The 24,347-nt window shown below is 62.8% G+C and carries 24 protein-coding genes; 17 read left to right on the forward strand and 7 right to left on the reverse strand.

The features are described from left to right. The first annotated feature begins 5 nt into the window (after positions 1-5). The 5 genes from DQG19_RS18855 (at position 6) to DQG19_RS18875 (ending at position 5,631) form a co-directional block, all read left to right on the forward strand. Entirely contained in the window at positions 6-431 is a 426-nt protein-coding gene (locus DQG19_RS18855) for a thiol-disulfide oxidoreductase DCC family protein (RefSeq protein WP_116127859.1), read from the forward strand. A 329-nt stretch (positions 432-760) separates the two neighbouring features. Further along, positions 761-2,155 (forward strand): MBL fold metallo-hydrolase RNA specificity domain-containing protein, encoded by a 1,395-nt coding sequence (locus DQG19_RS18860; protein WP_116127860.1) that lies wholly within the window; start codon positions 761-763, stop codon positions 2,153-2,155. A gap of 188 nt (positions 2,156-2,343) precedes the next feature. Beyond that, positions 2,344-3,792 carry an MBOAT family O-acyltransferase gene (locus DQG19_RS18865; RefSeq protein ID WP_116127861.1) on the forward strand — a complete coding sequence of 483 codons (1,449 nt, stop codon included), beginning with the start codon at positions 2,344-2,346 and terminating at the stop codon, positions 3,790-3,792. A gap of 4 nt (positions 3,793-3,796) precedes the next feature. Next, positions 3,797-4,669 (forward strand): hypothetical protein, encoded by an 873-nt coding sequence (locus DQG19_RS18870; RefSeq protein WP_116127862.1) that lies wholly within the window; start codon positions 3,797-3,799, stop codon positions 4,667-4,669. Continuing rightward, complete coding sequence (locus DQG19_RS18875) at positions 4,666-5,631, forward strand: hypothetical protein (protein WP_116127863.1); 966 nt, start codon at positions 4,666-4,668, stop codon at positions 5,629-5,631. Before DQG19_RS18870 ends, DQG19_RS18875 begins: the two co-directional genes overlap by 4 nt. Here DQG19_RS18875 and DQG19_RS18880 read toward each other — a convergent pair whose 3' ends face one another. Next, positions 5,632-6,510, reverse strand: coding sequence for a hypothetical protein (locus DQG19_RS18880; RefSeq protein ID WP_116127864.1), 879 nt, complete (start codon positions 6,508-6,510; stop codon positions 5,632-5,634). A gap of 211 nt (positions 6,511-6,721) precedes the next feature. Between DQG19_RS18880 and DQG19_RS18885 the strand changes: the two genes are divergently transcribed. The 5 genes from DQG19_RS18885 (at position 6,722) to DQG19_RS18905 (ending at position 12,668) form a co-directional block, all read left to right on the forward strand. After that, entirely contained in the window at positions 6,722-7,642 is a 921-nt protein-coding gene (locus tag DQG19_RS18885) for a polysaccharide deacetylase family protein (RefSeq protein ID WP_116127865.1), read from the forward strand. 29 nt (positions 7,643-7,671) lie between these two features. Further along, positions 7,672-8,760, forward strand: coding sequence for an alpha/beta hydrolase (locus tag DQG19_RS18890; protein WP_116127866.1), 1,089 nt, complete (start codon positions 7,672-7,674; stop codon positions 8,758-8,760). A gap of 57 nt (positions 8,761-8,817) precedes the next feature. Then, positions 8,818-10,158, forward strand: a complete 1,341-nt coding sequence (locus DQG19_RS18895; protein ID WP_116127867.1) for a lytic transglycosylase domain-containing protein — start codon at positions 8,818-8,820, stop codon at positions 10,156-10,158. A gap of 163 nt (positions 10,159-10,321) precedes the next feature. After that, complete coding sequence (locus DQG19_RS18900; protein ID WP_116127868.1) at positions 10,322-12,043, forward strand: GMC oxidoreductase; 1,722 nt, start codon at positions 10,322-10,324, stop codon at positions 12,041-12,043. Between the two features lie 4 nt (positions 12,044-12,047). Next, positions 12,048-12,668: a gluconate 2-dehydrogenase subunit 3 family protein gene (locus tag DQG19_RS18905; protein ID WP_116127869.1), complete on the forward strand. Its 621-nt coding sequence runs from the start codon at positions 12,048-12,050 to the stop codon at positions 12,666-12,668. 83 nt (positions 12,669-12,751) lie between these two features. Here DQG19_RS18905 and DQG19_RS18910 read toward each other — a convergent pair whose 3' ends face one another. Both DQG19_RS18910 and DQG19_RS18915 read right to left on the reverse strand, forming a co-directional pair. After that, the gene (locus tag DQG19_RS18910) at positions 12,752-14,008 is read right to left on the reverse strand and encodes an FtsX-like permease family protein (protein ID WP_116127870.1); all 1,257 of its coding nucleotides are present in this window, start codon (positions 14,006-14,008) and stop codon (positions 12,752-12,754) included. A 6-nt stretch (positions 14,009-14,014) separates the two neighbouring features. Next, positions 14,015-14,665, reverse strand: a complete 651-nt coding sequence (locus DQG19_RS18915; RefSeq protein WP_116127871.1) for an ABC transporter ATP-binding protein — start codon at positions 14,663-14,665, stop codon at positions 14,015-14,017. 82 nt (positions 14,666-14,747) lie between these two features. Here DQG19_RS18915 and DQG19_RS18920 point away from each other — a divergent pair, with 82 nt between their 5' ends. From DQG19_RS18920 to hemW, 4 genes are all read left to right on the forward strand, one after another. Further along, positions 14,748-15,608 (forward strand): SDR family oxidoreductase, encoded by an 861-nt coding sequence (locus DQG19_RS18920; protein ID WP_116127872.1) that lies wholly within the window; start codon positions 14,748-14,750, stop codon positions 15,606-15,608. Positions 15,609-15,634: 26 nt separating this feature from the next. Next, entirely contained in the window at positions 15,635-16,501 is an 867-nt protein-coding gene (gene tatC / locus DQG19_RS18925; RefSeq protein WP_116127873.1) for a twin-arginine translocase subunit TatC, read from the forward strand. 42 nt (positions 16,502-16,543) lie between these two features. Beyond that, complete coding sequence (locus DQG19_RS18930) at positions 16,544-17,155, forward strand: hypothetical protein (RefSeq protein WP_116127874.1); 612 nt, start codon at positions 16,544-16,546, stop codon at positions 17,153-17,155. Between the two features lie 559 nt (positions 17,156-17,714). Further along, positions 17,715-18,878, forward strand: a complete 1,164-nt coding sequence (gene hemW / locus DQG19_RS18940; RefSeq protein ID WP_232826554.1) for a radical SAM family heme chaperone HemW — start codon at positions 17,715-17,717, stop codon at positions 18,876-18,878. Here the strand turns inward: hemW and DQG19_RS18945 are convergent. From DQG19_RS18945 to DQG19_RS18960, 4 genes are all read right to left on the reverse strand, one after another. Next, a complete protein-coding gene (locus DQG19_RS18945; protein WP_116127877.1) occupies positions 18,875-19,369 on the reverse strand; it encodes a hypothetical protein in 495 nt (164 codons plus the stop codon). The genes hemW and DQG19_RS18945 overlap by 4 nt on opposite strands. A gap of 65 nt (positions 19,370-19,434) precedes the next feature. Further along, on the reverse strand, positions 19,435-19,926 hold the full coding sequence (locus DQG19_RS18950; protein WP_116127878.1) for a hypothetical protein: 492 nt from the start codon (positions 19,924-19,926) through the stop codon (positions 19,435-19,437). Positions 19,927-20,012: 86 nt separating this feature from the next. Further along, entirely contained in the window at positions 20,013-20,348 is a 336-nt protein-coding gene (locus DQG19_RS18955) for a hypothetical protein (RefSeq protein WP_116127879.1), read from the reverse strand. Between the two features lie 23 nt (positions 20,349-20,371). Beyond that, positions 20,372-20,638, reverse strand: coding sequence for a hypothetical protein (locus DQG19_RS18960; RefSeq protein ID WP_157974608.1), 267 nt, complete (start codon positions 20,636-20,638; stop codon positions 20,372-20,374). Between the two features lie 154 nt (positions 20,639-20,792). Between DQG19_RS18960 and DQG19_RS18965 the strand changes: the two genes are divergently transcribed. The 3 genes from DQG19_RS18965 (at position 20,793) to DQG19_RS18975 (ending at position 23,501) form a co-directional block, all read left to right on the forward strand. Next, a complete protein-coding gene (locus DQG19_RS18965; protein WP_116127881.1) occupies positions 20,793-21,509 on the forward strand; it encodes a carboxypeptidase-like regulatory domain-containing protein in 717 nt (238 codons plus the stop codon). Positions 21,510-21,582: 73 nt separating this feature from the next. Then, complete coding sequence (locus tag DQG19_RS18970; protein WP_116127882.1) at positions 21,583-22,611, forward strand: carboxypeptidase-like regulatory domain-containing protein; 1,029 nt, start codon at positions 21,583-21,585, stop codon at positions 22,609-22,611. Between the two features lie 32 nt (positions 22,612-22,643). Further along, on the forward strand, positions 22,644-23,501 hold the full coding sequence (locus DQG19_RS18975) for a hypothetical protein (protein ID WP_116127883.1): 858 nt from the start codon (positions 22,644-22,646) through the stop codon (positions 23,499-23,501). The last annotated feature ends 846 nt before the right edge of the window (positions 23,502-24,347 follow it).

A 24,347-nucleotide genomic window follows, 5' to 3' on the forward strand; every position in this document is an offset into this window, starting at 1 on the left:
GGCGTATGGACACCTCTCATCCCATCCTCTTCTTCGACGGCGTCTGCAATCTTTGCAACGGTTCGATCCAGTTTATCCTCAAGCACGACCACCGGGGGGAACTGCGCTTCGCCAGTCTCCAGTCCGACGTGGCGAAAGAGCTGCTGCCCCCCTTCGGCATCGATCCCGATGCCCTGAACACCGTAGTGCTTTACCACAACGGACAGGTCTACACCCAGAGTAACGCCGTACTGCGTACGCTTAAACTTATGGGCGGTGCGTGGTCATATCTCTATGGGCTGGGGCTCGTCCCCCAGGAACTGCGTAACCTCGTGTACGAGATAATCAGCGACAACCGCTACGCCTGGTTCGGCAAACAGGAGGCCTGCATGCTCCCCCGCCCCGAATGGGAGCCCCGCTTCCTGGACGAGCGCCCCGCCGGAGCGGCCTGACCCCCCCGCACATCGGATGTGGTGCACATCCGATGTGGTTTCGTGCTAGAGGACGGAAATTTCGTGAAAAATTTGATTCCGTTAAGTGCTTTAATTTCCCAAATCCAGTAAATATGGGCCTTCGCGTTTCGGCACATCGGATGTGCCGGACATCCGATGTGCAGTCCGCACGCCGCCGGAGAGCCGTTCAAACTTCCCGGCGGCAACGAATCGGAGGGGTGCACATCCGATGTGCAAGCCGGGGAGGCCAACTTTTCCCAAGAACCCAGGCACCTGCGCCCCCGCCACCTGTAGCCCGTCACTCCGGCAATCCTTGCTACCTTGACCGCATGACGCTAACATTCTGCGGAGCCGCCCGGGAAGTCACCGGGTCGGCCCACCTGCTTACGCTGGACGACGGCTACAAGATCTTGCTCGACTGCGGACTTTACCAGGGACGCAACGCCGACATGGAACACTTTAACGAGAACTGGCGCTTCGACCCCGCGGAGATCGACACCCTCATCCTCTCCCACGCCCACATCGACCACAGCGGACGCATCCCCAAGTTGGTCCGCGACGGCTTCCGCGGCAAGATCTACAGCACCCACGCCACCCGCAGCCTCTGTGCCATCCTGCTACTCGACTCCGCCTTCATTCAGGAGAAGGATGCCGAATACTTCAACCGGAAACACGGCGGAGAAGAAAGCCGCGACCCCCTGTACCGCCGCCCCGACGTGAAGCCCGCCATGGAACGCTTCGTGGGCCTCCCCTACGGGCAGTGGCAAACGGTGCGCCCCGGCGTGGAGGTACAGTTCCGCGACGCGGGCCACATCCTGGGCAGCGCCAGCGTGACGTTGCGCATCCAGCGGGAGGACGGCAACACTACGACCGTCGGCTTTACCGGCGACGTCGGCCGCCCCGACCGACCCATCCTGCGTGACCCACACCGGATGCCCGACTGTGACTACGTCATTTCGGAATCCACCTACGGCGACCGGGAGCACGAGTCTCCACCCAACGAAATGGAACGCTTCCTGCAGGTGATCCGCGACACCTGCGTACGCAAGCGGGGCAAACTGCTCATCCCCGCCTTCAGCGTGGGCCGCACCCAGGAGATCGTCTATATGCTCGACCAGCTGGAGAGCAGCGGAAAACTTCCGAAGATCCCGGTCTTCGTCGACAGTCCGCTGGCCGTGGATGCCACCACCGTCTTCGGTGCCCACCCCGAATGTTACGACCTGGACCTGCAGGAATACCTGCTCGAGGACGATGACCCTTTTGGCTTCAAAAACCTGACCTACACCCAGAGCGTGGAAGAAAGCAAGGCCCTCAACTACCTCGACGGGCCCGCCATCATCATCAGCGCCAGCGGCATGATGAACGCCGGCCGCAGCAAGCACCACCTCGCCAATACGATGGACAATCCCCAGAATACCATCTTCATCGTCGGCTATTGCGCCCCGGGCACCCCCGGCGGCAAGGTCCGCGACGGCGTAGAGGGCATGAAGCTCTACGGGGAGTACCACGAACTGAAGGCAGACGTGGTAGTGATGGATTCCTTCAGCGCCCACGCCGATCGCTCGGAACTGATCAACTTCCTCAATGGACAGCAGGACACGTGCCGGAAGCTGTTCCTGGTTCACGGTACCACGGACCGGATGATCCCCTTCAGCGAGAGCCTCGAGCGGGCCGGCTTCGAAGCGGTCCTGATGCCGGAATTGGGGGACGAAGTACTCCTGTAAGGGGGGTGCTCAGCGCACATCCGAGTAAATTTTTCACGGAATCGGTCGCCAGTAGTTGGCTCTCCGACGTACTTTGCATTCCGTAGCCGGCTCCGGTCGCTCCATGGATTTCGTCGACATGCATTGAAACCCCTCCCCACACCCATAGGGGAAGCACATCATTGCAAACCGACAACCCATACGAGCAAATGCTTTTCAACTCCGTTGAATTCGGCTTTTTCCTCCCCCTCGTTTTTCTGCTGTACTGGTTTGTCTGTCACCGTTCCCTTCGGTTACAGAATTACCTGGTGGTGGCGGCGAGCTACTTCGCGTACGGGTGGTGGGACTGGCGCTTCCTCTCCCTGCTCCTGACGAGTACGGTCGTCGATTATACCCTCGCGCGGCTGATCGGGCGGGCCCGCGAGGCCGGCACCCGAAAGTTGCTGCTGGGCGCCAGCATAGCCGTCAATCTCGGGGTGCTCGCCTACTTCAAGTACTTCAACTTCTTCCTCGACAACTTCGTCCGTGCCTTCACCTTCTTCGGTCACGAGGCCTCCGGCCTGGCCCTTCAGATCATCCTGCCGGTGGGCATCAGCTTCTACACCTTTCAGACGCTGAGCTATACCATCGACGTTTACCGCGGCCGGATACAACCCACCACCGATTTCATCGCGTTCGCCGCCTTCGTCAGCTTCTTCCCCCAGCTCGTGGCCGGCCCCATTGAACGGGCTACGCACCTGCTGCCCCAGTTCCTGCGGCGGCGCACCTTCGATGTGGCCGCGGCCACGGACGGGTGCCGGCAGATCCTGTGGGGACTCTTTAAAAAAGTGGTGATCGCGGACAACTCCGCCATCATCGTCAACGACATCTTCGGCCACTCCGACCAGCTCGGGGGGAGCACCCTGCTGGTGGGGGCCGTATTCTTCGCTTTTCAGATCTACGGCGACTTCTCGGGCTACTCCGACATCGCCATCGGTACGGCCCGCCTGTTCGGCTTCGACCTCATGCAGAATTTCGCCTACCCCTACTTCTCCCGCAACATTGGTGAGTTCTGGCGGCGGTGGCACATCTCGCTCTCCACCTGGTTCAAGGATTACCTGTACATCCCCCTGGGTGGCAGCCGGGGCGGGCAGTTGCGGACGATCCGCAACACCTTCATCATCTTCCTCGTCAGCGGCTTCTGGCACGGTGCCGCCTGGACCTTCGTGATCTGGGGATTCCTCAACGCGCTCTACTTCCTGCCCCTGCTGATACGCAGTACCAACCGCCTGCACCTGGGCACCATCGGGGCGGGGGGCAGTACCGTAACCGCCCGGGACCTCATCGGTGTGGCGTGCACCTTCACGCTGACGGTGCTGGCCTGGATCTTTTTCCGCGCCGACGACGTGGGGCAAGCCATGGCCATACTTGGGGAAATTTTCAGTCCCGGCCTCTTTACCCTGCCGGAGTTCACCCGCCCGCGCACCGTCGTCCTGGTTTCCTGCTTCATTCTTGGGCTGCTCGTCGTTGAGTGGCAGGGACGCGAGCTGCGCCACCCCCTGGAAAATCTGGAAGCAAGCTACGCCTGGGTACCGCGGCAGGCGCTGTATTACGGTACGCTCTTCCTCATCCTGTACTTCTTCGACAACCAACAGCCCTTCGTTTACTTTCAATTCTGAGCCTATGCACACCTTTATCCGCAAAGTGGGCGTCTTCGGCGCCGTCGCCCTTCTCTACTTCACGTTCTGTTTCTGCTACAACCTGTACAGCGTCTCCTACGGCAAGGACAGCCGGGTGGACAGATCCAGTGTGCTGATCGTCGGCGACTCCCACGCCCGCTACGGCATCGATCCCGCCCGCTTCTCCAGCGCGGACAATGTGGCCCAGTCTTCCGAACCCCTGGCCGCGACCTTCTGGAAGCTGGAAAAGCTGCTCCCCATGGTCCGTCCGCAGACCGTCATCGCTACCTTAGCGATGCATAACGTGTCGGGGTATAACGACGTGAATTTCCTCGAATCCCCGCGGCAGAGCGTACACTTCCGGCGGCTCCATTCGATCCTGAATTACCGGGAGTTGGCCAGCAACTTCTCCGTCGACTACAAGAACCTCTCGCGCACCCTCTTTGAGGAAATGGTCCTGCTGCCCAGCACCCACCACCACGCCTACATCGGCACGTTCGAAAACAAGTACGGCACCCGCACCCTCGACCCCGGTGTGACCATCGCCAAGCACTTCTACGACCACGGCCAGGTATCCCACGAATCTCCTACCATGTTTTCCTACCTCGACTCGATCATCAACCTCTGTGCGGAATACGACGTGCAGCTGTACTTCGTCCGCACGCCGGAGCACGAGAATTACCGTTCGCGGATTCCCGCGTACTTTGCCGGCGTAGAAAGAAAACTGACCAACAAGCTTGCCCAACGCTCCGTGCCGTACCTGAATTTTTCCTCGATCGACTTGCCGGAATCAAACTACTACGACGTAGATCACCTCAACGCCCGCGGGGCCACCGTCTTTACCGACACCCTGCTGGCCCGGATCCACTCCATTTGAGGCGGCGGGGCCCCAACGGATTCGCCCGGTGGGTAGGGTTATTCACGGCCGTCTTTCTGGCCGGCTGCCAAGCCGATCTGCCGGCCCCGCCCCCGGAAACTGCCGTCTACCACTGGGAAACGCAGTTGCGGCTGCCCGACAGCCTCCTGCGGGCGCGGCAGGTGCACCGGCTGTACATCAAGGTCTTCGACGTCAGCTACGCCGACGGGCGGCCTACTCCCTCCGCCCTCCTCGAAACGGACCGTGCCGGGTTGCCCGTCGAGGGTGTCCCGGTGGTCTTCCTTACCAACGAGGTGTTCGCGCACCCGCACGCGGGCCTGGCCGCCGACGTGCTGCGGTTACTGGAGCGCCGTTTCCCCTTTCCCTATGCCGAACTGCAGATCGACTGCGACTGGACGGCCGCCACCCGGGCGGCGTACTTTGCCTTCCTGGGTGAACTGGGACGACTCTCCGGCAAGGCGCTGAGCTGTACCGTCCGTCTGCACCAGTACCGCGACCGAGGCACCCAGGGCGTACCCCCGGTCGACCGGGCGGTCCTGATGGCCTACAATACCGGTGACCTCGACCGCTGGGAAACCGAAAATTCCATTTTCGACTCCGCCATCGTCGACGCCTACTTGAACGGGCAGTCGCCGTATCCCCTGCCGCTTGACCTGGCCGTAGCCGCTTATGACTGGGCCGTCGTCTACCGGCGCGGCACCCTGGCCTACCTCGTCAACGAGCCGGACCTGGAAGCCCTGGCCGATACTGCGCGCTTCGCCCGCCTCTCCCCTACCCGTTATCGCCTGGATAGCTCCACCTACTACGGGGGACTCTATCTCTACCGTAACGATCTCCTGAGGCTGGAGAAAGCGACTGCCGCGGAGGCCCGGAGACTGGGCCGTGACGGCTGGCCCCGCGTGGCCAACGCCGGCAGCCGCTACCTTATATACTATCATATCGGCAGCCGGCAGTGGGAATGATCACCGCCGTATCCGTCGGGCGATCGCGTGCCGGCGGACGCGGGTAGCCTCGGCCGCGATGTAGAGGTAATCGTCGTCGTAGATCGCGATGGCTTCGTGCTGGGTGGGTACGGCCCAGGCCAGATTTTTACGCTTCACCCTACCGCCGAGGAAGTGGTCGCCTTCGTAGTCGGTAATCGTAATCAGGCTGGCGGCCCCACTGGGCAGGAAGCCGAGCAGGTTGCGGAAATTATAGGCCACCAGGTACAGTTCCCGCCGCTCCCGGTCCAACGCCGCCCCCGTGATCACCCGCCGGGGCAGGTAGAGGCTGTCGACGTGTTCGGCGACGTAGGTTCCCGGCCTGGCGGGCAGGCGGAAGTGGTGGATATAGAAGGGCCGCTCGTCGAGAAGTACGTCCTTCGTAAATAGGTGGAGAGAACCGTCGGCCACGACCATCGCCTCGCAGTTGTAGTTGCCGGGGGTAGTGATGCCGCCGCCGTCCTGCCCCGGATAGGTAAAGGTGAGTGAGTCGGTATGCCCGGTCTCGCGGTTGTAGCGGTAGATGGCCACGTCCTTCCTGCGTCCGCGGTTGTTGCCGAAGTCGCCGACGTAGAGCAGCCCTTCCTCGTCGGCGCAGATATCCTCGTAGTCCACCGCGCGGGCGTCGAGCGTATCGACGGACAGCAACTCGCCCGCCATATCCGTGGTATAGATGAAGGGGCCGTCGCCGCTGTCGTTATGCCAGATCATTTGTCCGGCTTCGATCACCAGGCCCGAGGCCTCGTTTAGTCGGTCGGGTAGCGCAAATTTTCGCGGAAGATCGGGGGCACCACAACCGAGCAGCAGCAGAAGGGCGAGGGCGCAGGTGCCGGGGCGGGTAAGTAAACGTTTGGCGTACATGGTTCGCAAAATAGGGCCGCGCTGCTACCCCGCACATCGGATGTGGAACGGGTCAATATGGGTCATTTCGCCGCCCTTTTAGGTGGATCACCAATGCCGGCACTAGCTAAACAACTGATTATCAGATATGTAAAAAAATGTACATCGGATGTCGTGGACATCCGATGTTGGGTGGCAGGAAGCTTAACTTTCGCGAAAATCACCCCGCCCCATGCGTACCTGCCTCTGCCTGAGCCTGCTGCTCGCCGCCGCTTGCCTTGCCTCACAAACACCGGCGGAGCGGCTCGGCTACGGTCCCGACGAGAAATTGCTGATCGTACACGCCGACGATCTGGGGGTCACCCACGCCACCAACACCGCAAGTTTCGCCGGACTGCGCCGGGGCAGCATTAGCAGCGCCAGCGTCATGGCCAACACCGCCTGGCTGCCCGAGGTAGCCCGCTTTGCGCGGGAAAACCCCAGCGCCGACCTGGGTATGCACCTCACCCTCACCAGCGAGTGGCCTGACCTCAAGTGGGGTCCCGTAGCGGGAGCGGGACGGGTACCCAGCCTGGTAGATTCCGCGGGCTACCTCCCGGACAACTGCGCCGCCGTAGCCCAAAATGCCGACCCGGAGGAGGTACGGACCGAGCTCATCGCCCAGATCGAGCGGGCCCGCAAACTGGGCATCATCCCCACCCACCTGGACACCCATATGGGTTGCCTGATGGCTACCCCGGCTTTCTTCACCACCTACCTGGAAACCGGCCGGGCCTATAACATCCCGACCATGCTGCCCCAGGAAGATCTGCAGCGGCTTGCACCGGGCCTGCTGGAGCTCACTACCGGGGAGGACCTGCTCATCGACCGCCTGTTCATGGCCGAGCCCGCCGACCACGCCGGCGGACTGTCGAACTATTACCGCAAGGTACTGACCGAATTACCGCCCGGCATCAACCTGCTCATTATCCACACCGCGGTGGACGGCGCGGAGAGCGGTGCCATGGCCGCGGGCACGGTGGCCTACGGTAATGCGTGGCGGCAGGATGACTACGATTTCGTGACCGGCGAATCATTTACCGAACTGCTTGCGGAGCAAAACATACGACTTGTCACCTGGCGCGAACTGGCCGAGCGCCGGAAGCGCCGGTAGTAGCTAACTTTGCCAGCCACCCGACCGCCATGCCCCAGCGTACCCTCAAACTGATCACCACTACCGACGACGAGCGCCCCGTATACGTAGCCGGCACCTTTAACGACTGGCACGCCCGCGACGAGGCCTACCGCATGGAAGCCGGTGACCGCCCGGGCACCTACCGGTATACGTTTCAGTTCGCCGAGGAGGACGGGCGGGTGGAGTACAAGTACACCCGCGGCGGCTGGGAATCGGTGGAGCTCGGCCCCCATGAGGCGAGCGCCCTCAACCATACCCGCTTCGTACGCGAGCACTGGCTGGTTCCCGACCGCGTGGAGCACTGGGCGAGTCCCGGGCTGGAGTACCGGCCGGAGCTCCTGCCGCACGTCGAGGTGATCCACGAGCACTTCGAGATTCCCGAGCTCATACGTACCCGGCGGGTGGCGGCCCTGCTGCCGCACGACTACTACGCTACCGACAAACGCTATCCGGTCCTCTACCTGCAGGACGGACAAAACCTATTCGACGACTATGCTCCCTACGGCAGCTGGGGGGTGGACAAGCGGCTGGCCCACTTGGCCGAAGAGGGCTACGGCGACCTTATCGTCATTGCGATCGACCACGCCGACACCAAGCGGGTGAGCGAGTTCACGCCCTCCTTCAAGACGCGACTGGGCCGTGGCGAGGGACGGCAGTACGTGCGCTTCCTGGCCGAGCGGCTCAAGCCCTATATCGATGGCCACTTCCGCACCCGGCCGGAACCCGTACATACGGGCATCGGGGGCAGCTCGCTCGGGGGGCTGATCAGCATCTACGCCGGTATCATGTACCCCGAGACCTACCGCAAGCTGATGGTCTTCAGCCCCAGCTTGTGGGTGACCCCCGACATCCCCTTCAACGTGATGAAGCTCACCCGGCAATACCACGGCCGCATGTACCTCTACGGCGGAGAAGCGGAGAGTGCCACAATGGTACCGAATATGGAACGTTTTAAACGACAACTGCTGGAACAGACCGACGCCTCCCAGCTCGAGATTCGTCTGGCCGTGGACCCCCTGGGGCAACACAATGAGGCGCGCTGGGGGCGGGAGTTTCCACAGGCGATCCGGTGGCTGTTTCCCGCAGAACCCGGCTGACCAAAATTCCGTATCTTTGGACAACCTGTCCGCTTTACTCCTTACTACGCTTCCTTGTTGAACCCCTACCGCGCACTTTTCTTCTGTTTGCTGCTCCTTCCCGGTCTGGCAGCCGCCACCTCCCGCTCTGCGGCAGAGCAGCAGGCGACCGCCATCATGGAGCTTACGCGCGAAGAGGTCGAAGCGCGCCTGGCCGCTTTCGACCAGTCCCTGCTGGATTACCGAATGGACGACGCGGTGTACCGCAGGATCGTTAACTATATACAGCACTGGCCGATCTCCAGCGGGCGCATGCTCGGCCGATCGGCCCGCTTCTACCCTATTTTCGAAGAGGAAATCCGCGCGGCGGGCCTGCCGACCGACCTGAAGCACCTTAGCATCGTAGAGAGTGCGCTGCGGTCCTGGGCCGTGAGCCCGGTAGGCGCCGCCGGCCTCTGGCAGCTGATGCCGGAAACCGCCCGCGAGCTGGGCCTCATCGTCACCGACGAGCTCGACGAGCGGCTCGACCCTTCCCTCGGCTGCGCGGCCGGTCTCGACTACCTCCGGATCCAGCACGAGCGGTACGGCGACTGGGCCCTGGCATTAGCGGCCTACAACTCCGGCCCCGGCAATGTCAACCGGGCGATCCGCCGTTCCGGCAGCCGCAACTACTGGAAGTTGCGCCGCTTCCTCCCCCGCGAAACCCGGCAGTACGTTCCCAGCTTCATTGCTGCCGTTTTCCTCATGAATTACCACCACCACTACGGCCTGCCCGCCACGGTACTGCCCCTCGACCAGCAACTCGTAGAGTGGGTGACGGTGTACCGCAAGATGAGCCTCTTCCAGGTCGCCCAGGTCACCGGCCTGCGCCCCGAGGTAGTGTTGGAGATGAACCCACAGTATACCCGTGGCTACCTACCCGGTCTGCGCGGGGGCCACTCCCTCATGCTCCCTAAGCGGGTAATGCCGGCCATGAAGGACTACCTGCAGCGCTTCCCCCGTGACGTAGCCGAGGAAACCATTCACCTGCCCTGGACCCACCCGCTTGCGGGCCGGGGCGAGACGAACCCCGACCAGTACTACGCCCGCTACGACGTGATCGTGGAAGCCGGTGATTCCACCGCCCGCCAGGTAGCGACTCGCTTCCGCCTGCCGGTGGACCAGCTGCTCGTCTGGAGCAATCGGGGCGAGCAGGACTCCCTGCGTACCGGCGAGGTACTGCACTACTACGACGTAGACGCTTACCGCCCCCTCGATCCCCGCGTGTTGGACCGGAAACCCGCCGCCCCCCAGTTGGCGGCCACTACGGTGCAGCGGTTGCAGAAATCGATGCACCGTCACTTCCATCCCCTGCCCGCCCCGGCGCCCACGGCGGCACCACAGGTCCGACGAAAATGGTGGGAGTTCCTGGGCCTGTAAGGACCCGCCCCGCTTCCGGCACTGCACCCGCGCCCCGCCGCGGTTATACGTTTGGTTCGTCCGGCCCATGACGGGGAAAATATCCCCCTGCCGTATCCAATGCCAAAACAAAATTGTTAATTTGCGACCCCCCTTGTTCGTGGGGCGCAGATAAATCGATCATATGAAATTCAATTCGCAGGGTGATGAGGAAGTCACCTACGACGCTATCGTAGTTGGCACCGGCATCAGCGGTGGCTGGGCCACGAAGGAGCTGACCGAAAAGGGGCTCAAGACACTGGTACTGGAAAAGGGCCGCATGGTCCAGCACGGCGATTACCCCACGGCCAACCTCGACACCTGGGACCTCGAACTCCAGAACAACGTGCCGGCCGAGGAAATCAAGGAGCACTACCAGAAGCAGAACCGTACCGGCTATACCGTCAAACCACAGAGCAAGCACTGGTTCGTCAAGGACGACGAGCACCCCTACAGTGAAACCGAGCGCTTCGACTGGATGCGCGGCTACCACGTCGGCGGCCGCTCCATCATGTGGGGCCGCCACAGCTACCGCTGGAGCGACCTGGATTTCCAGGCCAACGCCCGGGACGGAATCGCCACCCCGTGGCCCGTCGGTTACGACGAGATCGACCCCTGGTATACCTACGTCGAGACCTTCGCGGGCATCAGCGGCGAGAAGCTGGGGCTGTCCCAGCTGCCGGACGGCAACTTCCTGCCCATGATGCCCCTCAACTGCGTGGAGGACCAAGTACGCAAAGGCGTGGCCGAGAACATGGGCGGCCGGGTGGTCACCGCCGGTCGCGTAGCCCACCTGACGGCCTACGACCCCAGCGTTCACCTGGGCACCCGCGGGCAGTGCCAGTTCCGTAACCGCTGTATTCGCGGCTGTCCGTACGGCGGCTACTTCTGCAGCCTGTCTTCGACGCTGCCCGTGGCCCGCGGGACCAACAACATGACCCTGCGCCCCAACAGCTCGGTCTATAGTCTCATCTACGACAAGGAAAACAAGCGCGCCCGGGGTGTACGCTTCCGCGACACCGAGACCGGCGAGGACCACGAGGCCTACGCCAAGGTCATTTTCCTCTGCGCATCGGCTATCCCGAGCTCCTACATCGTGATGAATACCGAGCACGAGGAAGGCGTGACGCTCGACACCAGCGGCGAACTCGGCGGCAACGTCATGGACCACCACTTCCGGGTGGGCGCCAACGGAGTCACCGACGATTTCGGCGACAAGATCGAGAAAGGCCGCAAGCCAAACGGGGTTTATATCCCCCGTTACCAGAATCTCGGCGACCGCAACAGCAAGAAAGATTACCTGCGCGGCTTCGGATACCAGGGCGGTGCCGGACGCGGCGGCTGGGGCCACCTGGTCCGCGAGATGAACGTGAAGATCGGACCGGACCTGAAGGACGCGCTCACCCGTCCCGGTAAGTGGAATATGGGCCTCACCGCCTTCGCCGAAACCCTCCCCGACACCAACAACCGGATGACCCTCAACCGCGACGTCCTGGACAAGGATGGACTGCCTACCCTCACCTTCAACGCGAAGTGGGGCGAGAACGAGTACGCCATGGTCGACGACATGATGAACGACGCCGCCGAGATGCTCGAGGCCGCCGGACTCAAGGACGTGCAGACCTACAATGCGCACTCCTACCCCGGCCTCGGTATCCACGAGATGGGCATGGCCCGCATGGGCAGCAGCCCCAGCAACAGCGTGGTCGATAAGCACAACCGCCTGTGGGCCGCCCCGAACGTCTACATGACCGACGGTGCCTTCATGACCTCCGCTGCCTGCGTGAACCCCTCCCTGACCTACATGGCGTTTACGGCCCGCGCCGCGGACCATGCGGTCAACGAACTCAAAAAGATGAACATCTAGGACGATGAAAAGAAGAGAATTACTGCGGTATACCGCCTACATCACCGGCATGGCCGTGAGCGCCCCGGTGGCCTCGGCCCTGCTGGCCGGCTGCAAACGCGACGAAGCCGTCGCGGCGGGCGAAGCCGTCTACACCCCCGACTTCTTCAACGAAAAGGAGTACGAATTCATCTCGCGGCTGTCCGATACGATGATCCCCACCACCGATACCCCCGGGGCCCTCGACGTGGGCGTACCCGAGATGGTAGACAAGATGGTCGGTCAGGTGTACGGCGAAGAAGCGCGCGAAAACTTCCGCGACGGCCTCCAGGAGCTGATGAAGCGCATGGACGGCGAGGATGCCGACAACCCGAGCTTCACCGGACTGGAGAACGACCAGGCCCTGATCTACCTCCAGGACCAGGATATGCACTACAAGGACCCCGACACCGACTGGGATACAATCCCCGAGGTGGAGGCCTCAGCCCGCGCCGTGTACTTCGACCTCAAGTCGCAGATCGTAGGTGCCTGGTTCAACAGCGAACCGATCGGTACGGAGGTGCTCGCTTACGATCCCGTCCCCGGCGAGTACATTCCCTGTGGCGACCTGCAGGAATTGACCGGCGGTAAGGCGTGGGCCATCTGACCCGCTTCCGGCCCCCGGCCGGACGACAAAAGCTTACAGTATCATCAGGGAGTGGGGAGGCGCAAGCCTCCCGCTCCTTTTTTTTATCCCGCCAGGGTACGGTGTACGTCGGTCCGCGCGGCGCGGAAGGCCGGTACCGCCGCGGCCAGTGCCCCGACCACTACGGCGGCTACCAGCAACCAGCCCTCTTCCGGCAAGAAGACCAGCGCACGAAAATCGTAGCGGTACGCCTCCGAGAAGTAGCGGGCGATGAATACCAAACCGAGGTGACTGACAAGCAGGCCCGCCAGCGCACCGGCCACCGCCGTGAGGGTACCCTCCAGCAACAGCAGGCCGAACAGCTTGCCCGGGGCCGCCCCGAGGCTGCGGAGCAGAGCGAGCTCTCCCCGCCGGCGGTCGAGTGATCCGTACAGCCCGATAAAGATGCTGAGGATGCTTACTCCCACGACCACGTAGCCCAGTTGCCGCAGCACCTCCTCACCCTGGCCTACGGTCGCGTATAGCTCGGCCAGCTGAATGCTCGGCGTTACGGCCTGCATCTCCGTGTTCTCATTGATGCTCCGCTGCATGTTCAAGCCTGCGACGCTGGTGCCGCGAAATTTGAGCAGTACCGACGTGATTGACCGGTCGGTGTACTCACTGAGCGGGCCACGGACGTTGTAGTGTTCGCCATCGCGGTGTTCGCCGTCGTGATCGTGATCGTCGTGGCCATGGACGTCGTGCACCGCCCACAGGCTTTCGGTGGGGGTGAGCAGCACCAGGTCGGCAACGGTCCCGGTGGGGGCCAGGATACCCATCACCCGAAAGGCCGGCGCGTCGCGGTGGGTGAGATCATCGTCCTCGATAAGCCCGTGACTGCTCCGAAAGGTGTCCCCTACCTCGAGGGCAAGTTCGCGGGCGGCCGTTGCTCCGGCTACTACGTCCATGACGCTGGACCACATATCACCCTCCGCCAGACTTGCGTCGTACAGGTCGAGGAAGGTGGGTCGGGTACCCACGATGCGCCGCCCCCGGTAGGAATCGCCGAGAGAAAGGGGCACGCCCAATTCTATGTAGGGATGCTCGGGATTGAGGAAGGGGAGCACGCCAGCCAGTGGCACGTTTCCGGTGGGCGAACTGATGTGGTACATGCTCGACATCATAAGCTGGAGCGGGCTGCCCTTGGCCCCCACCACCAGGTCGATGCCGGCCAGGTTGCGGTCAAATTGTTGCTCCAGTTGCCAGTTCAGGAGCAGGATAATACTGATGAGGCCCGCACCAAGGGCGGCGAGCAGTACGCTAAGGGCGGTCGTCCAGGGGCGGTAGAGGAGGTTGCGCCAGGCCAGGGTGAAGAGGGACATGGGCGATCAGTTGGCTGGGGCGGGTTCGGAAAGTTCGACGACCCGGGGAAAGTCCCCGCGCAGCCGTTCGTCGTGGGTCACCACTACCAGCACGGCGCCGAGCTCGGCGGCGCGGCTACGCAGCAGCGCGCTTACCCGGCTGGCGTTGCGGTTGTCGAGGGCGCTGGTGGGCTCGTCTGCCAGAATGAGCTTGGGCCGGTTCACGAGGGCGCGCGCGATGGTGACCCGTTGCTGCTCGCCCACGCTGAGGCGGCCGGGCCGCTGGTCGGCGTACCGGTCGATGCCCAGCCCCTCGAGGGTGGTACGCAGCAGGCGGGTGTCGGGCGGCAGGCCGGCGGTCCGGCGGGCCAGGGCCAGGTTTTCGGTTACCGTGAGTGCCTCCAGGAAGTAGGCGCGCTGGAACACCAGCCCGATGTTCCTCCCCCGGAAGCGGTCGAGCGCCGCACCGCGGAGGGCGGAGTAGTCCGTACCGTCCAGCCGGGTACGCCCGCCGGCGGGCGTGAGTACGCCGGCCAGCAGGTGCAGCCAGGTAGACTTGCCGGCACCGCTGGGGCCGAGCAGCAGGGCCCGGTCGCCGGCCGCGACTTGCAGGTCCGGAAATCGGAAGCTAAGCGCCGCGCCCGGGTAGCGGTAAGTGAGGTCGTGTGTCTCTAGCACGCCCTAAAGGTAAAGCGCCGTGCCGACCCGGAGCTCACCAACAACCGCCCCGTGGTCCTGCGCGTTACCTCTGCCAGAGGCTATGCAAAACAAAACTGTACTCATCACGGGCGCCAACGACGGCATCGGTAAGGCTACGGCCGAGCGCCTGGCACGGAAGGGGGCCCACCTGGTGCTCGCCTGCCGGGACGAGACGAACGCCCAGCGTACGGCCGACTGGCTGGTCAAGACCACCGGCAACGAGAAGATAGATACCCTGCCCCTCGACCTGGCGGACCTGCGGAGCGTACGGTCCGCCTCGGAGCTTTTCCTGGCGGATTACCCCCGCCTGGACGTGCTCATCAACAACGCCGGAGTCTACTGCGAATCGCTGGAACGCACCCGCGACGGCTACGAGTTGCAGTTCGGCGTCAACCACCTCGGGCACTTCCTGCTGACCCTCAACCTCCTGCCCGCCATGCAGTGCGCCAGCCTCTGTAGCCGCGTCATCAACGTGGCCAGCGCCATGCACGCCAATGGGGGCATCGACTTCGGCAACCTGCGCGGCGAGCGGGGCGCGAAGGCCTACGACGGCAGCGCCGCCTACGCCCAGAGCAAACTGGCCAACGTGCTATTCACCAAGGAGCTCAACCGCCGCCACGGGACCGAGCTTACCACCAACTGCCTCCACCCCGGCGTGGTGGGGACTTCCCTGGCCAACAAGAAGGGCAAGCTGCTGACAAAAACCATCTGGTCGCTCTACAAGCCCTTCGCCCGCTCCCCGCGGCGGGGCGCCGATACGAGCGTATACCTGGCCAGCAGCCCGGAAGTGCAGGAAGTCTCGGGCCGCTACTTCAACCCCTCGCAGTGCCTGATCAAGCCCTCGCCCACGGCCTGCAATGCGCAACTCGCCCGACGCCTTTGGGAATACAGTGAAGAGGCCGTAGGGGAATTTCTGCTCTAAACTAGACTAGGTAGTACCTTCGCGCCATGCCACTGGATCAACAGGACGTAGATACTTGGAAGTACGACGAGGCCGGCAAGCCCGTTCCCGAAGTGGAGAAGGAAATGTCCTTCATCGACCACCTCGAGGAATTGCGCTGGCACATCATGCGTGCCCTCGTCGCGATTTGCGTGACGGGTATCCTGCTCTTCATCTTCAACGATTTCTACTTTACGTACATTCTTTACGGCCCGCTGCGCGAGGATTTCCTGAGCTACCGGATGTTCTGCCGGCTGTCCGATTACCTGGGTACCGGCGGTACGCTTTGCTTTCATCCGCCCCAGGTACTGGTGCAGGCTACCGAATTCGGTGAGCAGTTTATTACGGCCGTGAAGATGGCCTTCATCGGGGGCTTTGTCCTCGCCTTTCCGTACGTCTTCTACGAGATCTGGTCGTTCGTGCGGCCCGGCCTCTACCCGGCCGAACAGAAGGCCACGCGGTGGGTGATCGTCATCTGTTCCTTCCTGTTCTTTCTTGGTGTCAGCTTTGGCTTCTTCGTCGTGGCCCCCTTCGGTACCAACTTCCTGATGGGCTTCGAGGTGGGTGGTACGGTCAACCAACCCAAGATGGACTCCGTGATCAGCTACATGATCATGTTCACGCTGCCCGCCGCCCTCATTTTCGAGCTGCCCGTGCTGGTCTACTTCCTGGCGAAGTTCGGACTGATTACCGCCGAGGCCATGCGGCAGTACCGTCGCCATAGTATCATCGGTATCCTCATCCTGTCGGCCCTGCTGACGCCCCCCGACGTAGTCACCCAGATCCTGATCGCGGTACCGCTGTACACTCTTTACGAAATTTCAATCTTCGTCGCCAAGAGCGCGCAACGTCAGTACGAAGCCTCCCTGCAATAGCCGGGCGGCGGTGCGCAGGTGCCGTGTAAATTTAATTCAGCCATGTTTATCATACCACCCTACATCCGCTTCGCGCTGATCGCCGCCGGCCTCATCGGGGGCATCGCCCTGTGGATCTCCTTCGGGTTCTGGTACGGCTTCCCCTTCCTGCTGGCCGGCATCATCCTGCTGCTGGGCTACATCTTCCTCGGTACCGTCGGCCCCGCGGCCAAGGCCGTGCAGGTGCAGGACTTCGACCGCGGCGAAAAGCTCCTCAACCTGACCCTCAAGCCCGAGTGGCTCTACAGCGCCAACCGCGCCTTCTACTACATGATGCGCGGCACCATCGCCCTCAGCCGCAAGGACCTCAATGCCGCCGAAGGCTGGCTGAAGCAGGCCGACAGCATCGACGTACCCACCGCCAATGAGAAGGCCATGCTCAAACTGCAGCTCGCCCAGATCGAGGCCAACCGCCGCAACTTCGGTGCCGCCAAGAAGTACCTCAAGGCCGCCAAGGAAACGAACGTCAAACTGCCCCAGATCACCGAGCAGATCGACATGCTCGACACCGCCCTGCGGCAGTCCGGCCAGGTAAAGGCCGCCCAGCGCATGGGCAAGGAAGGCCACCAGATGATGGCCCGGGGCGGCAAGCGGCGGCGCCCCAAGGGCCGGTAGGGAGGAAATTTACAATTTACGATTTACCAAGTACCATTTACAATTTGCGGCTCTGCTCGCTTCGCTCGTCTGCCGCCTGGGGCAGGCCTGTAGCTTGGCCTTGCTGCATTGGGTAGCCGGATCGGCCCACGTTCAAGTGTGGCCGCCGCACCCGCGGCCCCGCCACGGCGCTACGCCTAGCGAGCTGAGCCGCCAAATGGTACTTGGTAGATGGTACTTGGTAAATCGTACATCTCCTACCCCCCGAGCGCAGCGAGCAAAGCCGCAAATGGTACTTAGTAGATGGTACTTGGTAAATCGTACATCTCCCACCCCGCCGAGCGCAGCGAGCAAAGCCGCAAATGGTAAATTTTAAATTTTAAATCGTACATCTTCCACCCCCCGAGCGCAGCGAGCAAAGCCGCAAATGGTACTTGGTATATGGTACTTAGTAAATCGTACATCTCCCACCCCACGAGCGCAGCGAGCAGAGCCGCAAATTGTAAATTTTACATCTCCTCCCCCACAACCGCAGCAAGTAAGCCGCAAAATGGTACCTGCTAAACCGTAAATCCTACTCTTGCTCTACCTCCACATCCCCTTCTGCAAGCAGGCCTGCAGCTACTGCAACTTCCACTTCAGCACCAACCTGAAGGGTAAGGAAGGGGTATTGGGGGGCATGCTGCGCGAGCTGGCGGTACGGCGGGAAGAACTGCCGGCCGGGTCCGTACCGACCATCTACTTCGGTGGGGGTACGCCCTCGTTACTTTCGGGCGGGGAGCTCGAAGCCTTTTTCCGGGCCCTGCAGGACCACGGCTACTGGAACGGCGCGCCGGACACCGAAATCACCCTGGAGGCCAACCCGGACGACCTGGACGCGGAAACCGTAGCCATGCTGGCCGACAGCCCCGTGAACCGGCTGAGTATCGGCATCCAAAGTTTTGACGAGGAAGACCTCCGGTTCATGCACCGGGCCCATAACGCCCGCGAGGCCCGCTCGGCCGTCGAGAAGGTACGCGCCGCGGGATTCGACAACCTGAGTATCGACCTCATCTACGGCGGACAGACGACCAGCGATGCCACCTGGCGCGAAAACCTCCGCATCGCCACCGACCTCAGCGTGCGCCACATTGCCTCCTACGCCCTGACTGTGGAACCGAAGACGGCCCTGGGCCACCGGGTAGCTACGGGGGCCGTGCCCGACACCGACGACGGAAAGTTTGCCCGGCAGTTCGCCCTGCTGATCGACCACCTGGAAGCGGCCGGTTTCGAGCAGTACGAGATCTCCAACTTCGCGGTGCCCGGCTACCGGAGCCGGCACAACAGCGGCTACTGGACGGGGCAGCCCTACCTCGGCGTGGGCCCGGGCGCGCACAGCTTCGATGGGCACTTCCGTAGGCGCTGGAACGTCAGTAACAACGCACGCTACGCCCGGGCGTGGGAAGACATCACCGACGGAGGAGGCTTCGCTACGGCGCTGGACCTACTCTACGAAGAGGAACACCTGAGCCGCGACGACCGGTACAACGAGTACGTAATGACCGCCCTGCGCCGCCGGGAAGGGGTGGACCTGTCAGAACTGGAAAGCCGGTTCGGCTCCAGTATGCTGCGCCACTTTGTGCGGGAGACGCGTGCCGACCTGACGGCCGGCCGGCTTGAACTGACCCCTGCGGGCGACCGCTGCCGGCTCACCCGAGCGGGACTGCCGCTGGCCGACGGCGTAGCCGCCGCCGCCTTTGTTTAGTTGCGACCCAGCACGTAGCGTACTCCGAGGCCGCCGTAGCCGCCGCCGAAGGAGCTGTAGGAATAATAGTTGGAACTGCCGATAAAGTAGGTCGGCACCCAGTCCAGGCTCACCGAGATCGGGGTATCGGGGAAGGTGTACTGCAGGCCCACGTAGCCGGCCAGACTGAAGGTCGTGTTGCTGCTTTCTACGAAGTCGAAGGTCCAGAACTGGGCCCCTACCCCACCGCCGTAGTAATACTGCAGTCCTTCGACGTCGGAAATGTCCGCGTGGATCTGGTAGGCAGCGTTGATGCTTATCCAGCTGGCCCCGCTGTATCCACGGAAGCCGGCGTAGGCTTCAATGGCCGCGGTTTCGGAGACAAAGGTCTTGTAACTCAGCGAGAGGGGATAGCCCAGGCGCAGGCCGGCGGCGGAGGAGTACTCCTGCGCCGCAGCGGCCAGCGACCCGAGGATAAAGAAGATAAAGAGGGAATAGCGAAGTGTGTTCATAGTGGGTGTGTATGTTGCCTGTTTATGGCCCGCCGGCCACATAGGTTACCCACTACTTTAAACTTTTAGGGCAGAATATACCGGACAGCCAACCCGCCGGAAAACCCACTGAAATTGTGGAAACTCTCCGCCCGCTGGGTGCCGAGGTAAATCGTCGGCCGCCAGTCGAGGCCAAGGGTGATGGGGGTATCGGGAAACACGTATTCCAGCCCCAGATAGCCGGAGAGACTCAGGGTAGCCGAACCCCGGTCGTAATCGTCGTAGCTCCAGAACTGCACACCCGCGCCGGCACCGTAGTACCAGTATAGGTTGTCTACCTCGGGCAGGTCCTGGTGCCGCTGGTAGGCTCCGTTGAGACTGACGGCCCCGTAGCGTCGCCAGCCGCGCCAGCCGACGTAGAGCTCAACGGCATCGGTAGGATTGATGAAGCCCTTGTAGCTGATGGCGCTGGGGTAGGCGCCGCGAATGCCGACGGACTCGGTGTACGCCTGGGCCGATGCGGTGGTGGAAAAGAGGCCGAAGAGCAGGGTGAAAAGGAAAAGACGAAAGACGTTCATAGTGACATTTTGGGGTAGACTGCCATAGACCGCCGGACCGGGCGGATTATTGTGGCGGGGCGGCCAAAAGTACACCGGCGCGGACATCAATAGGGTGAGGGATCCCGGGCCAGCACTTCATCCCAGAAGGATTGAAAGGGACGGCGATGCCGGCTGCAGCGGTATATGGTGGTCCCGAATTCCCGCGCGTAAGGGTCGTCGATGCGATCGACCGGGCGCACCTCCCTAAAGAGCGCTTCGACGTCGGCTCCCAGTTCATCGTTGACGTAGTAGAACACCCCGGCGGGCGGGTCGAACCGCCGGGGTACCCACGCATTGAAGGCATCGCTGAAGGAAATCGGTTTGGGCAGGCCGCGGAGCGGGTTTGCAACAGAATCGCCGCCGCCTTTCCGCAGTTCGCGCGCGATGGTGGCCAGTGCCACCCGCAGTAAGCGCCGTGACGAAACTACAGGAACCGCCACAGTAGCGTACTCGCCATCACTATCGCTATCAGCACGTAAGCGGTAGTCAGCAAGGTACGGTCGCGAGACACGGATGCCCGCAACTCCGCATTGAACCGCTTGCGCACGGCGTCGCTGGCCGTTTGCTCCAGCCCGGCCCGGTTCCCCGTGCCGGACCGCTTCGCGGCATTAAGGAATTTCCGTCCTCCCCTGAGGGCGGCATTGCGTTTGATGGCGGCGTTGGCAGCCGCGGCGGCTCCTCCGAATCCCATGACGATTGGTTTTGTTACAACCTCATAGTAGGGCGTGGAGCGGCGGCTCGCAACTTCCATCGATGACCGAGGACCGACAGTCGACGAAAGGATTTCCCCGGCAATCGGTGTGCCTTTCACCGGATTTCGGCATCTGACGGATAAACCGCTACCGATGGCCTACACCCCCCTCTCGCTCCACATTGCCGCCCCCTGCTCCGAAGACTGGCAGGAAATGCGGCCGGCAGAAAGCGGCTGCCGGTTCTGCTCCTCCTGCCAAAAGCAAGTCACCGACTTCAGCCAACTTACCGACCGGGAGATCGTCCGGCTGATCAAAGATTCGCCGGACGGTATCTGCGGTCGCTTCCGCCAAAGCCAGCTGGACCGCCCCCTGCGGGAATACGTCCCGCCCGCCCCGAAATGGAAAGGCTTGCTGGCTGCCGGTGGACTGTTCGTCGGAGCCGGTGCCACCTTTCTCGCGCACGCCCTGCCCCCGCTACCGGGCATCGAGGTGGTACAGTCGGGCCTCTCTTCGCTGGGCATCACTCACGCACGGGAATCGGGCGTCAGCTCCGGGGTATTCCGGGGCCGGATACTAGACACGGAGGGGGAGGCCATAGTCGGAGCGGAACTCATCGTCCAGGGAACTGACTATACCCTCCATACGGACCAGGACGGACGCTTCTCCTTCTTTGCCGAGAGCGGCCAGCGCTTGCTGATTTACAGCTTCGGCCACCAGGATCGGTGGTACACCATCCGGCAGGGGGATACCGGATTTTATGGTACCGGAGTCGAGTGGCGGCAAGCGCCCGTGGAGCGCCCGGTGGAGATGATGATGACCGGTACGGTGGCAGGTTACGAAGTCCCGCCGCCGCCGCTACCGGGAGAGTGATCCGAATCGAGCAAAGTTCAGCCCCGCGTATGTAATCCGGACAACCGGCGCATCCACCCCTTAAATACGCGCCATGGCTTACACTCCCCTACGCATCTCCGTCCCCGAACCTTGCCACGCGGATTGGCACCGAATGACCCCGGTCGGCGATAATCGTCGACACTGCGCGAGCTGCGACAAGCAGGTAACCGACTTCAGCTGGATGACCGACCGGGAGATTCACCAGCTCGTCACCTCCGCGGGCGGAAATCTCTGCGGCCGGTTTCGGCGGGACCAGCTCGACCGCCCCATCCGCGCCTACGTCGCTCCCCGTACGGGGTGGCGGGCGGTGGCCGCGGGTGCGGGGCTGCTATTGGGGGGCGGGCTCGCCGGGCAGGCCGCACCGGGTGCTCCAGCCGTCGATTCATTGCCTCCCGCTCCCGCCTTATGCCTGCCGGTAAGCCCCGACATCGCTCCACCGGCAAGTACGGCAAGAAACCTGGTCGGGACCGTAACCGACGCGGAAGGTGTTCCCCTGATCGGCACCACGGTACGGGTTGCCGGGACCGAAACCGGCACGGTCGCTGACCTGGATGGCAACTTCCGGATCTCACCATCCGTGGGTCAGCGCGTTGTCCTGAGCTACCTGGGTTACGAGCCGTTGGAAGTTCCGGTGCTCGAGCAAGACGCGGGCGAGCCGGAAACGCCGAAGCGGTACGTGCTCTCCCCCGCCACCAACGAACTCGAATCCGTCACGGTGGTAGCCGGTCGTGTCGAGTATACCCTCGGGCGCGCCATTGCCGTAACGTACCAGACCTATTCGGAAGAAGAGGAACCGGTGAAAGCGACCTCCGGCCTTTCCGTTTACCCGTCCCCCTTTACCGACCGGCTCAACGTGCATTTTCCGGCAGGGGACGCGCCGGGAGTCGCTGCGACCATCACCCCCCAGTTGTTCGCTCCCGACGGCCGGATGCTGCGGGAGTGGCCCCCACAAACCTACGTCGGCGGGACGGTGCCCATCGAGTTGGCGCTCGGTAGCCTCCGGCTGGCCCCCGGATCATATATCCTCCGCTTGACGGATCGGTCAGGCCGGGTCTACAGCCGCGTGGTACTCCACCGATGAACAAACCGTGCACGTAAGCTGATCTGAAGGGTATGTCCACTTCCGCCACCCGCCTGCTGCGCGAGCGTATCGTGCTGATCTTCGACTTCGACGATACCCTCGGCCCGAATACGAACAAGACCTACCTGGAGCACCTCGGTCTGTCCTATGAGGACTTTAGCGCCCGCGCCGCAAAGCGGGAACAGGAATACTGGCAATCTCCGCTCGCCAAGGCGGACCTGCTGCGGGAGTACAGCCACCGGGAGGATAGTCCGGTCAACCGAAAGTCGATGGAGGAACTCGGGCGGGAATATCCCCTCTTCCCCGGTGCCGACAAGATGGTCGACTGCCTGAAGGACTACGCCAAGGAGAAAGACGAAGGCGTGGATCTGGAGTTCGTTTTGCTGACCGCCGGCTTCAAGACCATCCCCGAGAGTTCCGTGATCGGGAAGCAGTTTGACCGGGTATACGGCGGGGAGTACGAGTTCGACCGGGAAGGCCGCATCCTCTGCGCCCGCCGGGTCATCAGCCACGTTGACAAGGTGCATTACATCAAGCAACTGGTCGAGGGCCTCGACCTCGACAAGGCCAGCGAACTCGAAAATACCTACATAGACCACGATCCGCAGAACAACTACGTACCGATGGCGCAGGTCATCTACGTAGGCGACGGCAACAGCGACATGTCCGCCTTCCAGATCGTCGAGGAGGGCGGCGGTGTGGGCATCGCCATCGACCCCGACGACGACGGTGAGTGGGAGAATTACGAGGACATGAGCCGCGGCCGGCGTGTCCACAACCTGGCCCCCGCCGACTACCGCGAAGACAGCGAGCTGATCAAGACCCTGAAGCTGTCGATCGACATGATGATCAGCCGTATCCAGTTGTTGCGCCTGGGTAAGGGGAAATGATTTTGGACGTAGGATATTCGGCCCTAGTTCAGTGGGTCTGAAGACTTCCACGTCCAACAGTTGCTCGCTGTTCATTGACCGCTCGCTGCGCTCGCGTGGGCATCGGGCCTGGACGCCCTCCGCCCGGGGTATATCGGGTTGAGGGCCTCGGGCCCGAGCGCTACCCAAGCAGGAAGTTACGTTGCTGCGCCACCGGAAATACCCGCAAACACGCTGCCACTCGCTCCGCTCGCATGGGCATCGGGCCTGGAGGCCCTCCACCCGGGTATATCGGGTTGAGGGCCTCGGGCCCGATCGCTACCCAAGCAGGAAGTTACGTTGCTGCGCCACCGGGAATACCCGCAAACACGCTGCCACTCGCTGCGCTCGCGTGGGCTTCGGGCCTGGAGGCCCTCCGCCCGGGGTATATTGGGTTGAGGGCCTCAGGCCCGAGCGCTACCCAAGCAGGAAGTTACGTTGCTGCGCCACCGGAAATACCCGCAAACACGCTGCCACTCGCTGCGCTCGCGTAGGCATCGGGCCTGGAGGCCCTCCACCCGGGGTATATCGGGTTGAGGGCCTCGGGCCCGATCGCTACCCAAGCAGGAAGTTACGTTGCTGCGCCACCGGGAATACCCGCAAACACGCTGCCACTCGCTGCGCTCGCGTGGGCTTCGGGCCTGGAGGCCCTCCGCCCGGGGTATATTGGGTTGAGGGCCTCAGGCCCGAGCGCTACCCAAGCAGGAAGTTACGTTGCTGCGCCACCGGAAATACCCGCAAACACGCTGCCACTCGCTGCGCTCGCGTAGGCATCGGGCCTGGAGGCCCTCCACCCGGGGTATATCGGGTTGAGGGCCTCGGGCCCGA

It is taken from the genome of Lewinella sp. IMCC34183 (genome assembly GCF_003390915.1).
In the GTDB taxonomy this organism is placed as follows: domain Bacteria; phylum Bacteroidota; class Bacteroidia; order Chitinophagales; family Saprospiraceae; genus Neolewinella.